The 20,872-nt window shown below is 64.0% G+C and carries 16 protein-coding genes and 1 tRNA gene; 12 read left to right on the forward strand and 5 right to left on the reverse strand.

Annotated elements, in window-relative coordinates; all coding sequences use genetic code 11:
* Positions 1-5 precede the first annotated feature (5 nt).
* The 3 genes from ABIA96_RS34715 (at position 6) to ABIA96_RS34725 (ending at position 3,954) form a co-directional block, all read left to right on the forward strand.
* Positions 6-746 (forward strand): amino acid ABC transporter ATP-binding protein, encoded by a 741-nt coding sequence (locus ABIA96_RS34715; protein WP_354141416.1) that lies wholly within the window; start codon positions 6-8, stop codon positions 744-746.
* Between the two features lie 206 nt (positions 747-952).
* Positions 953-3,184 (forward strand): tetratricopeptide repeat protein, encoded by a 2,232-nt coding sequence (locus ABIA96_RS34720; protein WP_354141417.1) that lies wholly within the window; start codon positions 953-955, stop codon positions 3,182-3,184.
* A 233-nt stretch (positions 3,185-3,417) separates the two neighbouring features.
* Positions 3,418-3,954 carry a DUF805 domain-containing protein gene (locus ABIA96_RS34725; protein ID WP_354141418.1) on the forward strand — a complete coding sequence of 179 codons (537 nt, stop codon included), beginning with the start codon at positions 3,418-3,420 and terminating at the stop codon, positions 3,952-3,954.
* A gap of 15 nt (positions 3,955-3,969) precedes the next feature.
* On the opposite strand, the gene ABIA96_RS34730 is transcribed toward ABIA96_RS34725, so the two are convergent.
* The 4 genes from ABIA96_RS34730 to ABIA96_RS34745 all read right to left on the reverse strand — a co-directional run bounded on the left by ABIA96_RS34730 (position 3,970) and on the right by ABIA96_RS34745 (position 8,581).
* A complete protein-coding gene (locus ABIA96_RS34730; protein ID WP_354141419.1) occupies positions 3,970-5,004 on the reverse strand; it encodes a cysteine synthase A in 1,035 nt (344 codons plus the stop codon).
* Between the two features lie 98 nt (positions 5,005-5,102).
* Positions 5,103-6,332, reverse strand: a complete 1,230-nt coding sequence (locus tag ABIA96_RS34735; protein ID WP_354141420.1) for a class I SAM-dependent methyltransferase — start codon at positions 6,330-6,332, stop codon at positions 5,103-5,105.
* Positions 6,333-6,426: 94 nt separating this feature from the next.
* Positions 6,427-7,263, reverse strand: coding sequence for a DUF1365 domain-containing protein (locus tag ABIA96_RS34740; protein ID WP_354141421.1), 837 nt, complete (start codon positions 7,261-7,263; stop codon positions 6,427-6,429).
* A gap of 4 nt (positions 7,264-7,267) precedes the next feature.
* Complete coding sequence (locus ABIA96_RS34745; RefSeq protein WP_354141422.1) at positions 7,268-8,581, reverse strand: NAD(P)/FAD-dependent oxidoreductase; 1,314 nt, start codon at positions 8,579-8,581, stop codon at positions 7,268-7,270.
* Positions 8,582-8,968: 387 nt separating this feature from the next.
* On the opposite strand from ABIA96_RS34745, the gene ABIA96_RS34750 reads away from it, so the two are divergent.
* From ABIA96_RS34750 to ABIA96_RS34785, 8 genes are all read left to right on the forward strand, one after another.
* A complete protein-coding gene (locus tag ABIA96_RS34750) occupies positions 8,969-10,444 on the forward strand; it encodes an efflux transporter outer membrane subunit (RefSeq protein ID WP_502918879.1) in 1,476 nt (491 codons plus the stop codon).
* Positions 10,434-11,834, forward strand: coding sequence for an efflux RND transporter periplasmic adaptor subunit (locus ABIA96_RS34755; RefSeq protein ID WP_354141423.1), 1,401 nt, complete (start codon positions 10,434-10,436; stop codon positions 11,832-11,834). Before ABIA96_RS34750 ends, ABIA96_RS34755 begins: the two co-directional genes overlap by 11 nt.
* Positions 11,835-11,870: 36 nt before the next feature.
* The gene (locus tag ABIA96_RS34760) at positions 11,871-15,020 is read left to right on the forward strand and encodes an efflux RND transporter permease subunit (protein WP_354141424.1); all 3,150 of its coding nucleotides are present in this window, start codon (positions 11,871-11,873) and stop codon (positions 15,018-15,020) included.
* Positions 15,020-18,124 (forward strand): efflux RND transporter permease subunit, encoded by a 3,105-nt coding sequence (locus tag ABIA96_RS34765; RefSeq protein ID WP_354141425.1) that lies wholly within the window; start codon positions 15,020-15,022, stop codon positions 18,122-18,124. Before ABIA96_RS34760 ends, ABIA96_RS34765 begins: the two co-directional genes overlap by 1 nt.
* Positions 18,125-18,161: 37 nt before the next feature.
* A complete protein-coding gene (locus ABIA96_RS34770; RefSeq protein WP_354141426.1) occupies positions 18,162-18,902 on the forward strand; it encodes a tRNA-uridine aminocarboxypropyltransferase in 741 nt (246 codons plus the stop codon).
* 24 nt (positions 18,903-18,926) lie between these two features.
* Complete coding sequence (locus ABIA96_RS34775) at positions 18,927-19,181, forward strand: hypothetical protein (RefSeq protein ID WP_354141427.1); 255 nt, start codon at positions 18,927-18,929, stop codon at positions 19,179-19,181.
* A gap of 35 nt (positions 19,182-19,216) precedes the next feature.
* A tRNA-Cys gene (locus tag ABIA96_RS34780) sits at positions 19,217-19,290 on the forward strand.
* A 189-nt stretch (positions 19,291-19,479) separates the two neighbouring features.
* Complete coding sequence (locus ABIA96_RS34785; protein ID WP_354141428.1) at positions 19,480-19,626, forward strand: hypothetical protein; 147 nt, start codon at positions 19,480-19,482, stop codon at positions 19,624-19,626.
* 50 nt (positions 19,627-19,676) lie between these two features.
* On the opposite strand, the gene ABIA96_RS34790 is transcribed toward ABIA96_RS34785, so the two are convergent.
* Positions 19,677-19,871 (reverse strand): hypothetical protein, encoded by a 195-nt coding sequence (locus ABIA96_RS34790; RefSeq protein WP_354141429.1) that lies wholly within the window; start codon positions 19,869-19,871, stop codon positions 19,677-19,679.
* 290 nt (positions 19,872-20,161) lie between these two features.
* Between ABIA96_RS34790 and ABIA96_RS34795 the strand changes: the two genes are divergently transcribed.
* Positions 20,162-20,425, forward strand: coding sequence for a hypothetical protein (locus ABIA96_RS34795; RefSeq protein WP_354141430.1), 264 nt, complete (start codon positions 20,162-20,164; stop codon positions 20,423-20,425).
* Positions 20,426-20,872 lie beyond the last annotated feature (447 nt).

Genomic DNA, 20,872 nt, shown 5'->3' on the forward strand with positions numbered 1-20,872 from the left:
TCGCCATGCCCGCTGATCCCATCGTCAACATTTCCGGCCTCAACAAATGGTACGGGGATTTTCACGTGCTGCGCGACATTGACCTCGAGGTCAACAAGGGCGAGCGCATCGTGATCTGCGGTCCCTCGGGCTCGGGCAAGTCGACGCTGATCCGCTGCATCAATGCGCTCGAGGAGTTCCAGGAGGGCGAGATTGTCGTTGATGGCATCGAGCTCGGGCCGAACCTCAAGCATGTCGATGCGGTGCGCCGCGAAGTGGGCATGGTGTTCCAGAGTTTTAATCTGTTCCCGCATCTCACGGTGCTCGACAATTGCACGCTGGCGCCGATCTGGGTGCGCAACATCCCCAAGAAGGACGCCGAGGCGAGCGCGATGAAGTTCCTGGAGCGGGTCAAGATCCCACATCAGGCCAATAAATTCCCCGGCCAGATGTCGGGCGGCCAGCAGCAGCGCGTCGCGATCGCCCGCGCCCTGACCATGAACCCGAAGGTGATGCTGTTCGACGAGCCGACCTCCGCACTCGACCCTGAAATGGTCAAGGAAGTCCTCGACACCATGGTCGACCTCGCCAAGGAAGGCATGACCATGCTGGTCGTCACCCACGAGATGGGTTTTGCGAAGGAAGTCGCCAACCGCGTGGTGTTTATGGATGCCGGCCAGATCATCGAGGCCAACACGCCGAATGAATTCTTCGCCACGCCCAAGCACGCCCGTACAAAACTGTTCCTGAGCCAGATCCTGCGCTGATCTCCGAGATTTCGGAGGGGGGCAAAGGCGCCCTTGCGCCGTGCCCACCATCTCTCGATCTCGCGGAGACGTGCCGGGCACGCTACGCTTTGCCCAACCCTACAAAGCTGAGCTGGTCCCCGGGACATCCCGGAGGCGAGGCCGACCGGCCGGTCGGGGATGCGAATCAGTTAGACTCTCCGTTGGCCATCCCCGGGAGAGCGACCTTGCAGAGCAGCGCCGGCGCACGCGCGTTCCAGAACGCGCGATTGCAGAAGAAATTCAGGAAGCAGGCGGAGGCCATCATCTCCGCCGCGAACGCGGCCTATGGCCAGGGCCGCTATGCGGAGAGCGAGACGCTCTGCCGCCAGATCCTGAATGAGCTCCCCGAGCATTTCAGCGCGTCGCACCTGCTTGGCTTGTGCGCGTTCGCGAGTCAGCGCTTCGAGGCAGCGAAACAGGCTCTCAAGCAGGCCGTGACCATCGACCCGCGCTCAGCACAGGCTCTTTCCGACTTGGGAGCTACGCATTTCGCGCTTGGGCAATATGAGGAAGCGCGCACGTACCTTGGGAAGGCCATCGCGCTGAAGCCGGGCTTCCCGATGGCTTTGGCCAATCTCGGTAATGCCTTGCTGCATCTGAACTGCGTCGAGCAGGCCATTGAAATGTACGATCGCGCGGTCGGGCTGAAGCCTGACTATGTCGACGCGCTCTGTAATCGTGGCTTGGCGCAGCTGGCGCTGCAACAATTTGACCGCGCCAGACAAAGTTTCGAGCGCACCTTGTTGTTTCAGCCGCGCCACGTCGAGGCGCTCGTCGGAAAAGGTTTGGTCAGTATCGAACTCAAGAACTACGACGAGGCGAAAGGCGCGCTTGAGGCAGCGCTCGCGATCAGGCCGGGTTCGGCGAAGATCCTGGCGAACCGCGGACGGGTCAATCTCGAGCTGTCGAGGTTGGAACAGGCGGCGGCGGATTTTGACGCAGCGCTTGCACTTTCTCCCAAGCTCGAGGTGGCTCTGCAAGGGAAAGCACAAGTCTCGCTCAACATGGGGAATACGGCGCAGGCGATCATGGCCTGCACCACGCTGCTCGAGGAAAATCCGCGCTCCGCGGTCGCGATGGCGCTGCTGAGCGCCTGTTTTGCAAACCAGGGAGAGATCGCATCGGCGATCGAACTTCTTGACGCTGCGCTGGCCATTGCGCCGGATGCGAGCTTGATCGGGCGAAAGATATTCTTTCTGGATTTTCTCGCCGACGCCGATTTCGCGGTCCAGCAGGCCGCGCGAAAACATTGGTGGGACGCGATTGGCACCAGATTGCCGCAAAGGAAGCTGTTGCCCAGGCAGCTTGACCCGGGCAGGCGGATCGTCATTGGCTATGTCTCTGCCGAGTTCTGGTACCACTCGGCGGCATTCGCGCTGTTACCGATCCTGCGCCATCATGATCGCTCGAAATTCGAAATCGTCTGCTATGCGTGCTCGTCGACACAGGACGAGGTCACCGCCAGATTCAAGCAGTTGGCGGACGTCTGGGTCGATTCCTGGCAGCTTTCGGACGACGAACTGGCCGATCGTATTCAGGCCGACAAGGTCGATATCCTGATCGACGTATCAGGGCATACCACCGGCAACAGGCTGCCGGTCTTCGCACGCAAGCCGGCCCCTATCCAGGTCTCTGCCTTTGGACATGCGTCCGGCACGGGCCTTCAGACCATGGACTATTTGCTTGCGGATCCCGTCTTCATTCCTGAATCAGCACGCCATCTCCTGGCTGAAAAGGTTTATGACCTGCCGTGCCTGAACACATTGGATCCCATCCTGGATGTGCCGCCTTCGGAGCTTCCGATGCTCCGCAACGGTTATGTGACCTTCGGCGTGTTCAACCGCATCAACAAGATTTCGGACGACGCCATCCGCGTGTGGTCGAAATTGATGCGCGAGGTGACGGGATCGAAGATCATCATCAAGCATACCCTGCTTGATGATCCCCTGGTGCGCGAGCGCCTCGTCGCGCGGTTTGTCGCGCACGGTATTTCCGAAGCGAATATCACCTGTCTGGGCTCGACGCCGCGCCACGAGCATCTACGGGCCTTTGGGCAGGTCGACATTTCGCTCGATCCATTCCCGCAGAATGGCGGCATCAGCACGTGGGAATCGCTCTATGCCGGCGTTCCCGTCGTTGCCAAGCTCGGGAACGCGTCCTCGTCGCGTGCCGGCGCCTCGATCGTGTCGGCGGTCGGCCTCAAGGACTGGGTCGCCGAGGACGATGATAGCTACGCCGCGATCGCCTGCAAATACGCTGAGCAGCCGGCTCATCTGGCGAAGTTGCGCGCGGATCTGCCGGCGCAGATCGCTGCTTCGCCCGCCGGTAATGTCGAGATTTACGCGGGCAGGGTCGATGCGGGCTATCGCCAGTTCTGGCGCGACTATTGTGCCGCAACGACGGCGGAGGTCTCGTAGGGTGGGCAAAGCGTAGTGTGTGCCCACCATTCTGCCTGCGATCGTTGAGAGATGGTAGGCACGGCGCAAGAGCGCCTTTGCGCATCCTACGGCACCCGTGGCACGGGGCGCCGAAGCGTAGAATTTTACGCAATCCCGTCGCCGGCTAAAAACCATACCGATGACGACACCCCGACGCTTCACGCGGCCGAAAGCTCTTTCTGCGCATCTGGCGTTTAATGGGGGTGTGTCAAATGCTGGGTTTCGTGTTCGGCCTCAATGCCCGTCTCGGGCGCCTGCATTTCTTTCTGGCCACGGTCGTGCTGGCTATCGTGATGACCGCAATCTGTTTTGCGATTGCGATGGCCACGCTGCGGACGACATCACCGAGCATGGTCCGTCCCGAAGATATCACCCATAACTGGGCCATCATTGCTGCGATGGTCTTCTTCGGGCTTGCGACCTTCACGCTGCAGTCGATGCGCATCCGCGACATCGGCTGGGATCCGGTTTGCGTCATCCCGATCTGGATCGCGCTCATGATCGTCGATCACGTAGCGGCAGGCAGGTTTCCGGCCTGGGCGATCGGCCAGGAGCATCAGGGCACGATGGTCAGCGGGCTGGTCAATCTCGTTCTGCTCCTGGCGCTCACCTTCTGGCCGAGCGCCGAGAGCGAGGGCGCTTACACGAACCCCTTCGAGCCGCCCGCACGCGCGCTCAGCAAACCATCGACATCGGACCAACGCCTTGCGCGCGTGTCGCAAGGCACGGCGCGTTCGACCTGGAGTTGACGGACCCGCCCGGCGCTAGACGAACGGCAGCTTGATGTTGCTGCGCTTCTCCAGCCATTCCGGCACCGGCAGGTTCTTGGCGCGCATGAAGTCGGCGTTGAACAGCTTTGACTGATAGCGGCTGCCGGAATCGCACAGAATGGTGACGATCGTCTTGCCCGGCCCGAGCTGCTTGCCGAGGCGCATCGCGCCGACAATGTTGATGCCGGTGGAGCCGCCGAGGCACAGGCCTTCGTGCTGGAGCAGCTCGTAGATCACCGTAACGGCTTCGGCATCGGGGATCAGATAGGCGTCATCGACCTTCGCGCTCTCGACGATCGCGGTGGCGCGGCCGAGCCCGATGCCCTCCGTAATGGAGTCGCCGGGAGTCGCCTTGGCGGTGCCGGTCCGGAAGTATTCAAACATGCCGGCGCCGTGCGGATCGGCGCAGGCAATCCGGATATCCTTGTTCTTCTCTTTCAGGTAACGGCTGGTGCCGGCGAGCGTGCCGCCGCTGCCGACCGAGCAGACGAAACCGTCGACCTTGCCGCCTGTCTGCTGCCAGATCTCGGGGCCGGTCGAGTCGTAATGCGCCTTGGCATTGTCCAGGTTGTTCCACTGATCTGCGAATAGCACGCCGTTCGGCTCGGTCTTGCGCAGCTCGTCGGCAAGACGGCGGCCGACATGCTGGTAGTTGTTCGCATTGGAGTAGGGCAGTGCCGGCGATTCCAGCAACTCGGCGCCGCACAGCTTCAGAAAGTCCTTCTTCTCCTGGCTCTGCGTCTCCGGGATCACGATCAGCGTGCGATAGCCGCGCGCGCTCGCCACCACCGCGAGCCCAATGCCGGTATTGCCGGCGGTCGCTTCCACCACGAGGCCGCCCGGTTTCAGCTCGCCGCGCTTCTCGGCTTCCTGGATCATCCATTTGCCGGCGCGGTCCTTGACCGACTGGCCCGGATTCATGAACTCGGCCTTCCCAAGGATGGTGCAGCCGGTCAGTTCGGAGGCGCGCTTGAGCTTGATGAGCGGGGTGTTGCCGATGGCTTCGACAACGTCGTTTTTGATGGTCATGTCAGGCAATTACCGGCTGGTTCACGAGATGGGCGCGACCCTAAAGTAGGGTCGCCAGCCTTACAAGCCGAACCCTTGCAAGGCGAGGGCGCAAACTCTTATTGCTGCTTTGCGAAGATGACTTGCCGGACGTCGATATTGCCGGACAGGAATCCGGCCTCGCAATAGGCGAGATAGTACTCCCACAGCCGCCGGAACCGGTCGTCGAAGCCGAGCGGGACGAGGTCCGGCCAGGCGGCGCGGAAGTTATTTCGCCAGGTGGCCAGCGTCTTGGCATAATCTTGCCCGAAGATGCGTTCGCGGATGACAGGAACGCCGAACCTCTCGCCGAGCGACGTCAACGCGGCGGGCGAGGGCAGCATGCCGCCGGGGAAGACGTAGCGCTGGATGAAGTCGACCTCGCGCCGGTAACTCTGGAATAGCTTGTCCTGGATCGTAATGGCCTGGATGCCGGCCAGTCCGCCCGGCAGCAGCCGGTCGCGCAACTGGGCGAAATAGCGCGGCCAGAACTGCTCGCCGACCGCTTCGATCATCTCGATCGACGCGATCCGGTCGTATCGGTCACGCTCATCGCGATAGTCCTGCAGGCGGATTTCGACCTTTTCGGCAAGGCCTGCCTCGTGGACGCGCTTCTGCGCAAAGTCGCGCTGCTCGGTCGAGATGGTCAACCCCACCACGCGGGTGCCATAGGTCTTGGCGGCGAATTCGGCGAAGCCGCCCCAGCCGCAGCCGATCTCGAGCAACTTCTGGCCGGGCCTGAGATCGAGCGCCTCGGCGAGGCGGCGATATTTGTTGGTTTGCGCGGCCGTGAGATCGGTGGTGCTCTCGTCATACAGCGCCGACGAATAGGTCATGCTGGGATCGAGCCAGGCCGAGTAGAACGCATTGCCGATGTCGTAATGGGCGTGGATGTTGCGCCGCGCCTGGCGGCGCGTGTTGCGATTGAACCAGTGCTGCAGCATCTGCAGAAACCGCATCAGCGGCTTGTCGCGCAGCATGGCCTGAATGAGATCGTGATTGACGCAAAACAGATAAAGAAACTGGGTGAGGTCGGGCGTATCCCAATCGCCGGCGAGATATGCTTCCGCAACGCCGATGTCGCCGCCATTGATCAGGCGAGCGGCGAAGCCGTAATTGTGCAGCCGCATCACTGCGTTCGGGCCCGGCTCCTGCCCGCCGAGACGGATCACGCGACCGTCCGGCAGCGTGACGTGCAGCGTCCCGCGCCGCAGCTGTGAACCGAAGGTGACCGCAAGGCGCACGATGCGCGGCAAGTCAGCGAACGCTGTCTCCACGTTGTCGGGCGTCACCGAGACAATCGTCGACATCGGCGTATCCATCACCTGAACCGGTAAAGTTCGACCACCAGCCAGATGCGCCCAACTCTCCATTTCGCCTGATCCGAGCGCGCTCCGCATGTGGTCAGCGACGGATAATATAAGTGGATGTTTCGCCCGGCGCCAAGGTGGTTTCGGCACCAGGGCGTGCTGCGGCATTCGGTCGTGGCACCAGCCGCGCGCCCTTGAGCCAAAGCCGCAGTGCTTCCCAATTGATCGCCGCCATCACCTTGAGGCTCACGAGCGGCAGGCCGAAGAAGGATCGCAGCAGGGCACGCGAGGTTAGCGCGCGGCGACGGCCGTTGAAGGTCGCCACGAGCAGCGGGCCGTCGCGGTCGGTCTCCAGGATGCGCAGCTTCACCGTGTCGGACGGCGGAAGGACGCGGAAATGGTAGCGCATTGCCATCGGCATGAAGGGCGAGACGTAGAATAATTTTTCCTGCTGCTGGCGCAGGCCCGCATCGCTCCATTCGCCAGACCCCACCGGCAGGACGTACGAATGAATTTCGCCAAAGGTGTTGCGCACCTCGTAGATCGCCAGCGCCAGCTCGCCGCCTGCGCCATGGCAAAAATAGACCGAGAGCGGACTGAAGCCGTAACCGAGCAGGCGGGGATAGCAGAGCAGCTCGACCCGGCCGCCGCGAAGATCGATGCCGTGCGCCGCAGCGCAGCGCTGCGCATAGGCGCGCAGCGAGGAGCCGTCACGCGGGCCGTGGTCCTTCTCGTGGAAACTATAGAGCGCGGCGCGGTTGACGCCGAACAGCGCAGACTGCCGATCGGCGTCGCCCAGCCGGTCGAGGTCGATCAGGAGGCTCATGACGCGGTAGCTAAAGCGATGGCCAATTGGCTTCAACCGCGCATGCATGACATCGCCGAAATAGAGCGAGGCGGAATCGGTCACGGAGAGGGCTGTCGTCACCATCGTGCTACTCCGCGGCCACCGCCAGCTCGACCGGTGCCGTGCGCCAGGGTGCGGTCGCCCCGAGTGCCTCAGCGACGGCCAGGCCTGAGCGCAGGCCATCCTCGTGAAAGCCATGGCCGGTCCAGGCGCCGCAGAACCAAACGTGCCGCCGCCCCTGGATTTCGCCCAGCCGCTTCTGCGCGGCAAAGGCCGCCGCATTGTACTGCGGATGTTCGCAGAGATATTGGCCGAAAGTGAGCTCCGGCGCAGGTTCGAAAGGTGGATTGAGGCTGACGAACAGAGGCTTGTCGGGGTCGATGCCCTGGAGCTGGTTCATCCAATAGGTCACCGCAACGTCGTTCATCGCATCTCCCTCGCGCTGCCAGCGCAGGAAATTCCACGACGCCCAGGCGTGTCGCCGCTTCGGCATCAGCCTGGCGTCGCGATGCAGATAGACCTTGTTCGGTGAATAGCCGATGGCGCCGAGGATGTCGCGCTCGCGCGGGTCTGCGTCGGACAGCATGGCGAGTGCCTGGTCGCTGTGGGCGGCGATCACCACGTGATCGAATGTCTCGCGCCCGCCGTGGCTGTCATGCACAGTGACGCCATGCGCGGTTCGCTCGATCGATGTTACTGCACAACCAAGCCGGACGCTGTCCTTGAATGCGGCCTGGAGCCGCGCGACATAGCGCTGGCTGCCGCCCTTGACCGTGCGCCAGACCGGCCGGTCATAGTGCAGCAAGCGATGATTGTCGAAGAAAGTGACAAAATTCTCGGCCGGGAAGTCGAGGATCTCGTTCGCCGGCGCTGACCAGATCGCAGCGCCCATCGGCGCGAGATAGTCGGTGAGCAGGCGTTTGGAGAACTGCCGTTGCTGGAAGTAATCGCCGAGCGTCAGTCCGCTTAGGCGGCCGTTGCGGAGATCGTCGACACTTTGCCGGCCGAATTTTGGGATCTCCGTGAGCATCCTAAGGTAGGACGGGGAGAGCAGGTTGCTCGGTTGGGCGAATAAGCCGGCCGCCGTCGTCCGCCAATCATTGCCGCCGCCGCGCCATTCAAAACGGCCGCCATCGGCAGAAACGGCAAAGCTCATGCAGCTTGCGACCGTCTCGACCCCGAGATGGGCGAACATTGCGGTCAGGTCGGGATAGTTGAGCTCGTTGTAGACGATGAAGCCGATGTCGACCGCGACTGGCGTGCCCTGATAATCGATGGTGACGGTGTGGCCGTGGCCGCCGGGGCGCAGCTCGCGGTCATAGACCGTCACCGGATAGCGCTGTGAAAGCGTCCAGGCCGCCGAATTGCCGGCGATGCCCGTTCCGATGACCGCGATGCGCATGCGTAAGTTGCCTCGTGCTGGACAAGCTACGGTGCGTTGCGGCGCAGGTTTCAGTGGAGCAAGGGCGCTCGCTGGTCTGGCGGCCAGTGTGGCCGCAATATCACATGAAATCTTGGTAAGCTTGAACGCGCTTCGGAATGGCGCGACAAATCAAAAAACTCCTGCAAGACAGTGGCTTTTTGTATTTTTGTCGTTCAGAGCGGGGTGCGTCGGGCTGTGCGTTTCGCAGGTGCGGGACTGTCCCGCAGTTCCGCGCCCGGCTAGGATGGATTTCAGGTTTCGCAGGAAGCATCACGGTGTGAACGCGCTACACAAAGGCCTCCGGCAGTCCGCCAGCGAATCGGCTAATCCAGCCGCGCGGTGGCGGCGCGATCTGCCCGGCAGGGGGTGGATGTGACACAGCGGGTTCCGGCCGTCGCCATGCGGCAATTCCTTGGGTCTGCGTCCCGGACGTTGCGTGCTGTTGCGGTGGTGTGCCTGGCGTCGAACTCGGGCGCCTGCGTGCTGACCCAGGATCTTCCCGATTCCGCGCTCGATGTCCCCACGCAATACAAATACGCAGGGAAGGCGGACGCGCCGCCGACGCTGGATTGGTGGCGCGGCTTCCGGTCGTCGGAACTGACGCAACTGATGGAAGAGGCGCATACCGTCAACCTCGACATCGCTGCCGCAGTCTCGCGCATCGTCGAGGCTGATGCCCAGGCGCGGCAGGCGGGTGCGGCGCTGTTGCCGAGCCTGTCAGGAACGGGACAGGAGGCTTATTCGCGCACCTCCGGCTCTTCGGCTTCGGGGCTGACCAATGGCGGCCGTGAGGTCGTCAACTACCAGGCGTCGCTGAGCGCCAGCTACCAGCTCGATTTCTGGGGCCAGAACCGCGACGCGCTGCAAACGGCGGAGGAGACCGCCCATGCCAGCCGCTTCGACCGCGACACCGTCGCGTTGACGACGCTTGCAGCCGTCGCCAATGCTTATTTCCAGGTGCTGTCCTCGCAGGACCGTCTCCGCACCGCCCAGCGCAATATCGCGAGCGCGCAGCGCATCCTCGATGCCATCCGGGAGCGCCGCAAGGCCGGGACGGGCACCGATCTCGACGTCGCCCAGCAGGAGAGCGTGCTGGCCAACCAGAAGGCGCTGGTGCCGCCACTGCGACAGACCCTCGACCAGAACTCCAATGCGCTTGCGGTGCTTGTGTCGCGCCCGCCGGAGAGCGTGCGAGTCGCGGGCGGCTCGCTGGACCGGATTGCGATCCCGCGCGTCACGCCCGGCCTGCCGTCGGAGCTCCTGACGCAGCGGCCGGACATCCGCCGGCAGGAGGCGCAGCTCGCCTCGGCGACTGCGAACATCGGCAACGCTCGGGCGCAGTTCTTCCCGACCATCCAGCTCACCGGCAATGGCGGTTATCAGAGCTCGGCGCTGGTCTCGCTGTTCCAGCCGCACGCGGCGTTCTTCCAGTTGGTCGGCAGCGCGACGCAGCCGATCTTCGACGGTGGCAAGATCCTGGGCAATTTCGAATACGCCAAGGCGCGGCAGGATGAATTGCTCCAGACCTACCGCAAGACCATCGTCCAGGCCTTTACCGACGTCGACAATGCGTTGTTCTCGATCAAGCAGACCACGATCAAGCTGCAATTGCAGCGCGATGTCGTCAACGCCTCGCGGCGCGCCTTCGACCTCGCCGAGCAGCAGCTGCGCGCGGGCACGGCCGATATCGTGACCGTGCTCAACACCCAGCTGACGCTGTTCCAGGCCGAGGACACGCTGGCGCAGGCGCAACTCGCCCGCCTTCTTGCAATTGTCAGCCTGTATCAGGCTCTCGGCGGCGGCTGGGAGCCGCGAATGGAGAAACCGGTCAATGCTCTTTAAGCCGGATACGAAGGACAGCGCGAAAGAGGGGACGGCGAAAAAGCGGCGCGGCCGCGGCTTCGTCATGACCCTGATCACGCTCGCGATCCTCGGCGCCCTCGGCTATCTCGGCTGGACGGTCATGCATCAGCAGCCGCAGCAAGCAAGCGGCGGTCGCAACCAACAGCGGCCTGATCTGCCGGTGCCGGTGCTGGCGGCTACTCCCAAGGTCCAGGACGTGCCGGTTTATCTCGACGGCGTCGGGGCGATCCGTGCGCTCAACACGGTCACCGTGCGCTCGCAGGTCGACGGCAAGCTGATCGCTGTGAAGTTTACCGACGGCCAGGACGTCAAGAAGGGCGACGTGCTCGGCGAGATCGACCCGGCACTCTACCAGGCGACCTATGACCAGGCCGTCGCCAAGAAGGCCCAGGACGAAGCCCAACTCGCCAACCAACGCATCGACCTGACGCGCTACGAGCAGCTCGCGGCCTCCAATGCCGGCTCGAAGCAGCAGGCCGACACGCAGCGCGCCGCCGTTGCGCAGACGGAGGCGCTGGTCAAGGCCGACCAGGCCGCGATCGACAATGCGGCGGCGACGCTGAGCTACACCAAGATCGTGGCGCCGCTGACGGGCCGCGTCGGCCTGCGTCAGGTCGACCAGGGCAACATCATCCACGCCTCCGACACCACCGGCCTCGTCGTTATCACGCAATTGCAGCCGATCGCGGTGTGGTTCAGCCTGCCGCAGCAGCAGATCATGCGCGTTAATGCGGCCGCCGCCAAAGGCGCGCTGCCGGTGGACGTCTTCGGCAACGACGGCGTCACCGTGATCGACACCGGCAAGCTCACCGGCATCGACAACCAGGTCGACCAGACCACCGGCACGCTCAAGCTCAAGGCCGAATTCCCCAACGCCAATTATCAGCTCTGGCCGGGCCAGTTCGTCAACGTCCGCCTCAAGGTCGAGACCTTGACGCAGGCGCTGGTGGTTCCGACGTCGGCGGTGCAGCGCGGGCCGATCGGCACGTTCAGTTATGTCATCGGCGAGGACAACGTCGCCTCGGCCAAGCCCGTGACGGTGACTCAGCAGAACGAGCATGATGCAGTGATCGCCAGCGGCCTGTCGCCAAACGACCGGGTCGTCACCACCGGCTTCGCCAATCTGTCCGATGGCTCCAAGGTGATTATCGGCCGCGACGAGCAGACGCCGTCGGCCGACCTCGCTCCGCGCAAGCGCACGCGTGCGCCGGATGGCCAGAAGAAGGACGGGCAAGCCAAAGACGGTCAAGGCAAGGACGGCGATTTCCGCGCGAAGCGGAAGAGCAGTGAGGGCGACCAGAAGGGCCAGACTGGACCGGCGCCGGCACAGGGGGCTCAACCATCGGGACCTGGAGCCAAGCAGCCATGATCCCGGCAACAGCCGCCTGAGCGGCAGGCGCATCTCATGGGTGTCTCAGAACCCTTCATTCGCCGGCCGATCGCGACCTCACTGCTCGGCATTGCACTGCTGATCGGCGGTGCGCTCGGCTATTTCGCGCTGCCGGTCTCCGCGCTGCCGCAGGTCGACTTCCCGACCGTGCAGGTGTCGACGCAGCTGCCGGGCGCGAGCCCCGACGTGATCGCCTCGCTGATCACCGCGCCCCTGGAGCGGCAGCTCGGCCAGATTCCCTCGCTGACGGCGATGAACTCGACCAGTTCGTTCGGCGTCAGCCAGATATCGCTGCAGTTCGATCTCAACCGCGACATCGACGGCGCCACCCAGGACGTGCAGGCCGCGATCAATGCCGCCGCCGGGGTGCTGCCGAAGACGCTGCCTTATCCGCCGACTTACGCCAAGGTGAACCCGGCGGATGCGCCGGTCATGACGCTGGCGCTGCGCTCGGACACGATCTCGTTGCGCGCGATGAGCGACATCGCCGACACGCTGCTGGCGCAGCGGCTGAGCCAGATTTCCGGCGTCGGGCGCGTGTCCGTGCTCGGCGGGCTGAAGCCGGCCGTGCGCATCCAGGCGGATCTGGCGCGGTTAGCTGCCTACGGCATCGCCATGGAAGACTTACGGGCCGCCATCGCCAACGCCAACGTCTCCGGTCCCAAGGGCTCGCTCGATGGCGCCCAGCAGTCCTACATCATCGCGGCCAACGACCAGATCGCTGCCGCCGACGCCTATAGGCCGATCATCATCGCCTATCGCAACGGCTCGCCGGTCACGATCGGCGACGTCGCCCAGATCGTCGACGGGCTTGAAAACGATCGCACCGGCGGCTGGTATCAGGGCACGCCGGCCGTCATCATCGACATTCAGCGGCAGCCCGGTGCCAATGTCATCGACGTCGTCAGCCAGATTCGCGCCGAGATCCCGAAAGTGCAGCGCGCGATTCCGGCCGGCGTGCATCTGACCATCGTGTCCGACCGCACCGTCACAATTCGCGCCTCGGTCCACGACGTGCAATTCACGCTGATCCTCAGCGTCGTCTTGGTGACACTGGTGGTGCTGCTGTTCCTGCGCTCGCTGCGCGCGACGCTGATCGCGGGCGTGGCGCTGCCGCTGTCGCTGATCACGAGCTTCGGCATCATGTATTTTGCCGGCTTCAGCCTCGACAATCTGTCGCTGATGGCGCTCACCATCGGCACCGGCTTTGTCGTCGACGACGCCATCGTCATGATCGAGAACATCGTGCGCCATATGGAGAATGGCGACAGCGCGATGAGCGCCTCGCTGAAAGGTGCCAGCGAAATCGGCTTTACCGTGATCTCGCTGACGGTGTCGCTGATCGCGGTGTTCATCCCGCTGTTGTTCATGTCGGGACTGGTTGGCCGCATGTTCCGCGAATTCGCGCTGACGCTGACCATCGCGGTCGTGACCTCGGCGGTGGTGTCGCTGACGCTGACGCCGATGATGTGCTCGCGGCTGCTCAAGCATGCCCATGAGGAGCTGGCGGTGCCGGGGCTGGCCGCCGTCAGCCGCTTCATCGACCGCACCGTCGAGCTCTATCACCGCACGCTGCTCGTGGTTCTGCGGCACCAGCGCACCACGCTGGTCGTGACCTTTGCGACGCTGGTCGCGACCCTGGTGCTCTATGTCGTTGCGCCAAAGGGTTTTCTGCCGCTGCAGGACACCGCATCGATTACGGCCGTGACCGAAGCGGGGGCGGACGTCTCCTTTGCTGAGATGCAGAAGCGGCAGGCCGCCGCCGCCGACGCCATCAAGGCCGATCCTGACGTGACCGGCGTGGTCTCCGTGATCGGTGCCGGCTCGGTCAACCCGACCACCAATGTCGGTCGTCTCGTCATGACGCTGAAGCCGCGCGGCGAGCGGCACGACGATGTCAGCGCGGTCATCACGCGACTGAAGGAGAAGGTCTCCGGCATCCCCGGCATGACCGTCTATTTCCAGCCGGTGCAGGACGTACAGATCTCGACCCAGTCGAGCCGCTCGCAATACCAGTACACGCTGACCGGCACCGATGCGACGCTGGTGTCGGAATGGGCGAAGAAGCTCGTCGACGAGATGCGGCACGATCCCTTGTTCCGGGACGTTTCCTCGGAAGCCCAGGAAGGCGGCCTGCGCGCGCAGCTCGACGTCGATCGCACCCGCGCCGGCCAGCTCGGTGTCAGCCTCCAGGCGATCACCGACACGCTGAATGATGCGTTTGCGCAGCGCCAGATCTCGACCATCTACGGCCAGGCCAACCAGTATCGCGTGGTGCTGGAGGCGCTGCCGATGTACCAGCGCGATCCCTCAATCCTGTCAAAACTCTATCTGCCGGGCGGCGCGAGCGCGACCGTCGGTGCGCCCAACGCCCAGGTGCCGCTCGACGCAGTGGCGACTTTAAAGCGCACCACGGCGCCGCTCGCGATCTCGCACCAGGCGCAATTCCCGGCGATCTCGCTGAGCTTCAACCTCGCACCGGGTGCAGCGCTCGGCGACGCCGTCGAGGCGGTGAAGACCATCGAGACCCGGATCGAGATGCCCAACAGCATCGTCGGCGTCTATGCCGGCGATGCCGCCGAATTCGCCAAGGCGCTCGCCGGCCAGCCCTGGCTGCTGCTCGCCGCCGTGATCACGATCTACATCGTGCTGGGTGTGCTCTACGAGAGCTACATCCACCCGATCACGATCCTCTCGACGCTGCCCTCAGCCGGCGTCGGCGCCATCCTGGCGCTGATCCTGTGCGGACAGGATCTCTCGGTGATCGGCCTGATCGGTATCATCCTGCTGATGGGCATCGTCAAGAAGAACGCGATCATGATGATCGACTTCGCGCTGGAGGCCGAGCGCGGGCAGGGCATGCCGCCGCATGAAGCGATTGTGCAGGCGTGTCTGTTGCGCTTCCGCCCGATCATGATGACGACGCTGGCTGCGCTGTTCGGCGCGCTGCCGCTGGCGGTCGAAAGCGGCACCGGCGCCGAGCTCCGCTTTCCGCTCGGCATCTCCATCATCGGCGGCCTGCTGCTGAGCCAGCTGCTGACGCTCTACACCACGCCTGTGATCTACCTCGCGCTCGACCGCATCAACCGCCGCCTCGAGCAGGCGTTGCCGCCGCCGGAACCGGACGCGCCGCCCACCGCTGGCGCGACCGAGGGGATGCAGTGATGGCATCGATCTCGGAGCCCTTCATCCGCCGTCCGGTCGCGACCACGCTTCTGTCGATCGGGCTGTTCCTGCTGGGGGGCGTCGCCTACGAGTTCCTGCCGGTCGCTTCGGTCCCCAATGTCGACTTCCCCGCCATCTTTGTTTCGGCCAGCCGCCCCGGCGCCGATCCCTCGGTGATGGCCGCTACCGTGGCCGCGCCGCTGGAACGGCGGCTCGGCGAAATCGCAGGCATCAACCAGATCACGTCGACGAGCTCTCTCGGCACGGCGAACATTCAGCTCCAGTTCGACATCGGCCGCAACATCGACAAGGCCGCGCGTGACGTGCAGGCCGCGATCAACGCCGCCCTGATCGATCTCCCGAGCGATTTGCCGGCGCTGCCGCGATTCCGCAAGGCCAATACGGCCGGCGCTCCCGTGTTCGTGCTGGCGCTGACCTCCAAGACGCTGTCCGCCAGCGCCATGTACGACGTCGCCGATACCGTGCTGGCGCAGCGCATCTCGCAGGTGCCGGGCGTCGGCGATGTAACGGTTTCGGGCGCCGACCAGCCGGCGGTGCGGATCCAGCTCAACCCGGTGGCGCTGTCGAATGCGGGAATCGCGACCGACGACGTCCGGACCGCGATCATCAACGCCAACCCGCTCGGTCCCGTCGGCATCTTCAACGGCGAGCGCCAGAGCGAGACCCTGTCGCTGAACCGGCAGATGCGCACGGCCGCGGAGTTCCGCGACATCGTCATCAAGAGCTCAGGTGGCAATTTCGTGCGTCTCGCCGACGTCGCCGATATCGAGGACGGCGTTCGCAATGCGCGCTCGATCGCCTGGTTCAACAAGCAGCCGGCGGTGCTGATCCAGATCACCAAACAGGGCGACGCCAACGTCATCGACACCGTCGACCGTGTGAAGGCGCTGATCCCCGCGCTGAAGCAATGGATCCCGGCCGGCGTCGACGTCTCCACCCTGGTCGATCGCACCAGCACCATCCGCGCCAGCGTGATGGACATGCAGTGGACGCTGCTCGCGACCGCTATTCTCGTGATGGTCGTGGTCTTCGTATTCCTGCGACGCATGACGCCGACGATCGCGGCCGGCATCTCGGTGCCGCTGGCGCTGGCCGGCACCTGCGCCGGGATGTGGGTCGCCGACTTTTCGATCGACAATCTGTCGCTGATGGCGCTGGCGATCTCGGTCGGCTTCGTGGTCGACGATGCCATCGTCATGATCGAGAACATGTTCCGCAATCTCGAGCACGGCATGCGACCGATGCAGGCGGCGCTGGAAGGCGCCAAGCAGATCGGCTTCACCGTGGTCTCGATCAGCCTGTCGCTGATTGCAGCGTTCACCCCGCTGATCTTCATGGACGGCATCGTCGGCCGTCTGCTGCGCGAATTCTCGCTGACACTGACCTTCGCGATCGTGGTCTCGACCCTGGTGTCGCTGACGGTCACGCCGATGATCTGTGCCCATTACATCCGGCAGACCACGTCGGACTCCGCGACGCTGTTCGACCGCCTGATCGAAGGCTCGCTGTCGCGCGTCGTTTCGTTCTACACCCGCACTCTTCGCGCCGTACTGGAATTCCCGCTGCTGACGCTGCTGGTTTTCTTCGCCACCATTGGCCTGACGGTGATGCTCTACATCAAGGTGCCCAAGGGCTATTTCCCGACGGATGATTCAGGCTTCGTCATCGGCGCGACGCGCGCCTCGGCCGACATCTCGTTCCAGTCGATGCTGACGCTGCAGCAGCGGCTCGCCGACATCGTGATGCAGGATCCGGCCGTGGCCGGCATCGGCTCGACCGTCGGCGGTGGAGGCGGGCCGGGGGGCGCGACCTCGAACCGCGGCGTCATGTACATCAGTCTGAAGCCGCCGGAAGAACGCGACTACGTTTCGACGCAGGTCGTGATCGACCGGTTGCGGAAGGCACTGTTCCCCGTGCCCGGCATCCGCCTCTTCATGTTCGCCGCGCAGGATGTCCGCGCCGGCGGCCGGCAGAGCGATTCCAATTACCAGTATACGCTATCGAGCACCGACCTCGACCTGCTGCAGAAGTGGGCACCGATCGTGGCCAAGCGGATGGAGACGGTCGAGGGCATCACCGACATTTCCAGCGACCGCGATCCCGGCGGACTTCAACTGACATTGAACATCGATCGCCAGAAGGCAGCGGCGCTCGGCGTCAGGGTGCAGGACATCGACAACGCCCTGAACAACGCCTTCTCGCAGCGTCAGATATCGATCATCTACACCCAGCGCAACCAGTACATGACCGTGCTCGAGATCGATCCGAAATTCCAGGTCGATCCGTCCAATCTCGATCGCATTTACGTCGCCGGCGCGGGCGACGTGCAGGTGCCGCTATCCGCCGTGGTGCACGCGACGCGCGGGCTTGCCGCGCTCGCGGTCTATCATTCGCAGTCGGTGCCCTCGACCACGGTATCGTTCAACACCTTGCCGGACGTACAGCTCCAGGCCGCCACGCAGAACATCCAGCGCGCGGTCGACGAATTGCACATGCCCGTAGGCATCCGCGGCAGTTTTGACGGCAATGCCCGCGATTTCGCCAAGACCAGCAGCCGGCAGCCGTTGCTCATCCTCGGCGCGCTGGTGGCGATGTATATCGTGCTCGGCGTGCTCTATGAGAGCCTCGCCCATCCGCTCACGATCATCTCGACGCTGCCCTCGGCCGGCCTCGGCGCGCTGCTCGCGCTGCAGATCACCAACACGCCGCTGACGGTGATTGCCTTTGTCGGCATCATTCTCCTGATCGGCATCGTCAAGAAGAACGGAATCATGATGGTCGACTTCGCGCTCGATGCGGAGCGCCAGCGCGGCCTGTCCTCGGCGGAGGCGATCTTCGAGGCGTGCCAGGCGCGCTTCCGTCCGATCCTGATGACGACTATGGCGGCGCTGTTCGCCGGCATTCCGCTGGTCGTTGCGACCGGACCGGGCACCGAGCTGCGGCGCCCGCTCGGCATCACCATCATCGGCGGCTTGTTCGTCTCGCAGATCCTGACGCTCTACACCACGCCCGTGATTTATCTCTTGATCGACCGCCTGCGCCGGCGATCCGAGCCGCACGCGCTGGCGGCCCCGGCGGAATAGGTTGTTGAACCGCCGGACGAAGCGTATAGCGGCGATCATGTCGAACCCAGCCGAGACCACGGCCGTAGCGCCCGAGCCCGTTCCCGAATGTCCGCACTGTCAGAAGCCGATGCCGCTCTGCATCTGCGACAGTGTCACGCCGATCGAAAATCGTCTCGAGCTCCTGATCCTTCAGCATCCGCAGGAGCAGGACAGGGCACTCGGCACGGCGCGGCTGCTGGCGAGGCACTTTGCCGATGCGACCCTGCGGGTCGGCCTGTCATGGCCGAGCCTGTCCAAGACGCTCGGCCACCAGATTGAGAATGCTTCGCACTGGGCCGTGCTCTATCTCGGCTCGGCCCGCGCGGCCGACCTCGACGTGGAGGGCGAGATTGTCGCGCTCAACCGCAAGGGCGAGGTTGCCGAGAACCAGCGCGCCATCCTTGGCAAGCTCGAAGGCGTGGTGCTGCTCGACGGTACCTGGAGCCAGGCCAAGGCGCTGTGGTGGCGTAATCCCTGGATGCTGAAATGCCAGCGCGTGATCCTCAACCCGGCGCACCCGTCGCGCTACGGCCGCCTTCGCCGCGAGCCGCGCAAGGACGGACTGTCGACCATCGAGGCCGCCGCGACACTGCTGGCGGGGCTGGAGCGGCGCCCCGACATCGGCGCGACGCTGAACGCGAGCTTTGAACGCATGCTGGCGCGCTACCGCGAGGTTCAGGCCGAGATGCCGGAACTGGCGCCCAAGCCGGTGGCCAAGGACCGCCGACGCGGTGCCCGCCGCGGCAAACGGTCCTGAGTCAAGCCTACCTCGTCCGTAGGGTTGCTTGCACGTGCTGCAGATGATCGCGCGATCCTGCTGGTCGTGCTGCTTGGCGGCTCGGTCGCGCTCAGCATGCTCGGTGCGCGCTTCCGCGACATCGGCTCGGCGATCGTGAGCGGCCTGCAATTCGTCTTCTTCCTCGCGCCCGCGATCTGGACCGGGGACGGCGTGCGCGGCACTGCGTTCGCATGGCTGACGAGAGCCAATCCGTTTGCGACGCTGCGGCGGGCAGATGAGATGAAGGCGGTTGCCTAAACCGTTGATCCCCTATATTGCTCCGCCCTCGTTGGGGCCACGTGGCGGAGTGGTTACGCGCCGGTCTGCAAAACCGTTTACTCGGGTTCGAGTCCCGACGTGGCCTCCATCACAACTCCCTGATATCTCAGAAAAAAATGGATTTGGCACCGGTTTCATCCACGCCGCGATGGGACCTGCCGATGCGCACCCACCGGGTTTGCCCGGGGGTGGTTGGAACCCCCCGATTCATGCCCGCTGGCATAGAGTTCGCATGAGTCGGGTGAAACAGTCCCAACAGTCGAGCGCAGGAGAGCACGTGGGCGAGATCGTCCGATTTATCCCGAAATCAGAGCTGGAGCGGGCTCGCCTCATTCGCGAAGCGCGCGCGATCTATGACAGCATCTTCCCGTCTGCCGCGCCCGATCAAACGCCGCAAGATAACGAGGACAGCGTCAAGAATTGATCGGAGGCCCGTGGTCGCGCGTACGCGCCGTCACCTCGTGCTCAGCGGTCTCAGCATGCGGCGTACCAGCCGTCCGGAAAGGGCAGCAGGGGCCACGCACCCTCATTGTCATTCGCGGCCTTGGGCGTCGCGTAGAAGCTCCACGAGCGGGGCACAAATTCCTCCTCCGGCGCGGGCGCAAAATCTTCATTGCTCATGGCGTCGCGGACGGTATCCAGCAGCAAGTTGAATTCGGCTTCGCTCATCACACCCTCCGGAACGCGGATGGCGCACTGTCGCAAAGCCGGTTTGTTTCCCGATTGACCTGATCGTTCGCATTTTAACGATCGGCCGATCGAGATCCGAATGGTTAGTGATTCCTGAAAAGTCCCCAAGAAATCTCCAGAAAACCCCCAGGAGACTCGAAGGGAACCTAGGCGTCTCCCGGCAGCGGCCAGTGTGAAAGAGATCACATCCCCCGCGATTTATTCCTCCTACCTCTTCACACGGCGGCCGACACACGGGCCGGACGAGCAGGGCGGACAGGAGACTGGTCATGAAGACGAGGTTCTTGCGGTTTGCGGGTGTAAGAAGCCGAGCGCGCCGCGCCTCGACGGTCGGCCTGTTCCTGACCCTGTTGGCGAGTGCCGCCCAGGCGCAGCAGGGCACGCCGGAGCAGCGCAGGGCCTGCACGCCCGACGTCTACCGGCTCTGTGCCGGCGAAATCCCCAACGTCCGCGCCATCACGGCGTGCCTGCGCCGTAACCGCTCAAGCTTGAGCGAAGCTTGCCGCACCGTGTTCGACCAGGCCGGCGGTTGAGCCTCCTGTGGATTTGTGCGCAGCAAGTGCTTTGCGGCGTTGACGCAAATCCGCTCGGTCGCGCCTGTGGATATGCTGCGGACAAGCTGTTGAGCGGCGAATATCCGGCGCAGATCGAGCAAACCTCCGAATCATATCTGACCGACCGATGACGCAGTTAGGTCTTGCGGCGAAATCATCTGATTTATCGAGGCCGCGCTGCCCGGACGGGACGAAGCACAATCCGGGTTCGTCACCGCGGGTTCGAAAGCCCCGGATTGCACTGCGCTCCATCGGGGCCACGACTGCTTGCGTTGCCTGTCGGGCAAAACACGCTAGCGACGGGTCAATCCGCGTCGGCAAAAATATTCCGCTTTACCGAATTTCTGATTTACAGTAGATATCCTGCACCTCATCCCGGTCAGAGGGGCGTATCGCGATCGTCACGAACGTGGGATGAGCCGTGGT

This window comes from Bradyrhizobium sp. LB11.1, assembly GCF_040549385.1.
GTDB lineage: Bacteria > Pseudomonadota > Alphaproteobacteria > Rhizobiales > Xanthobacteraceae > Bradyrhizobium.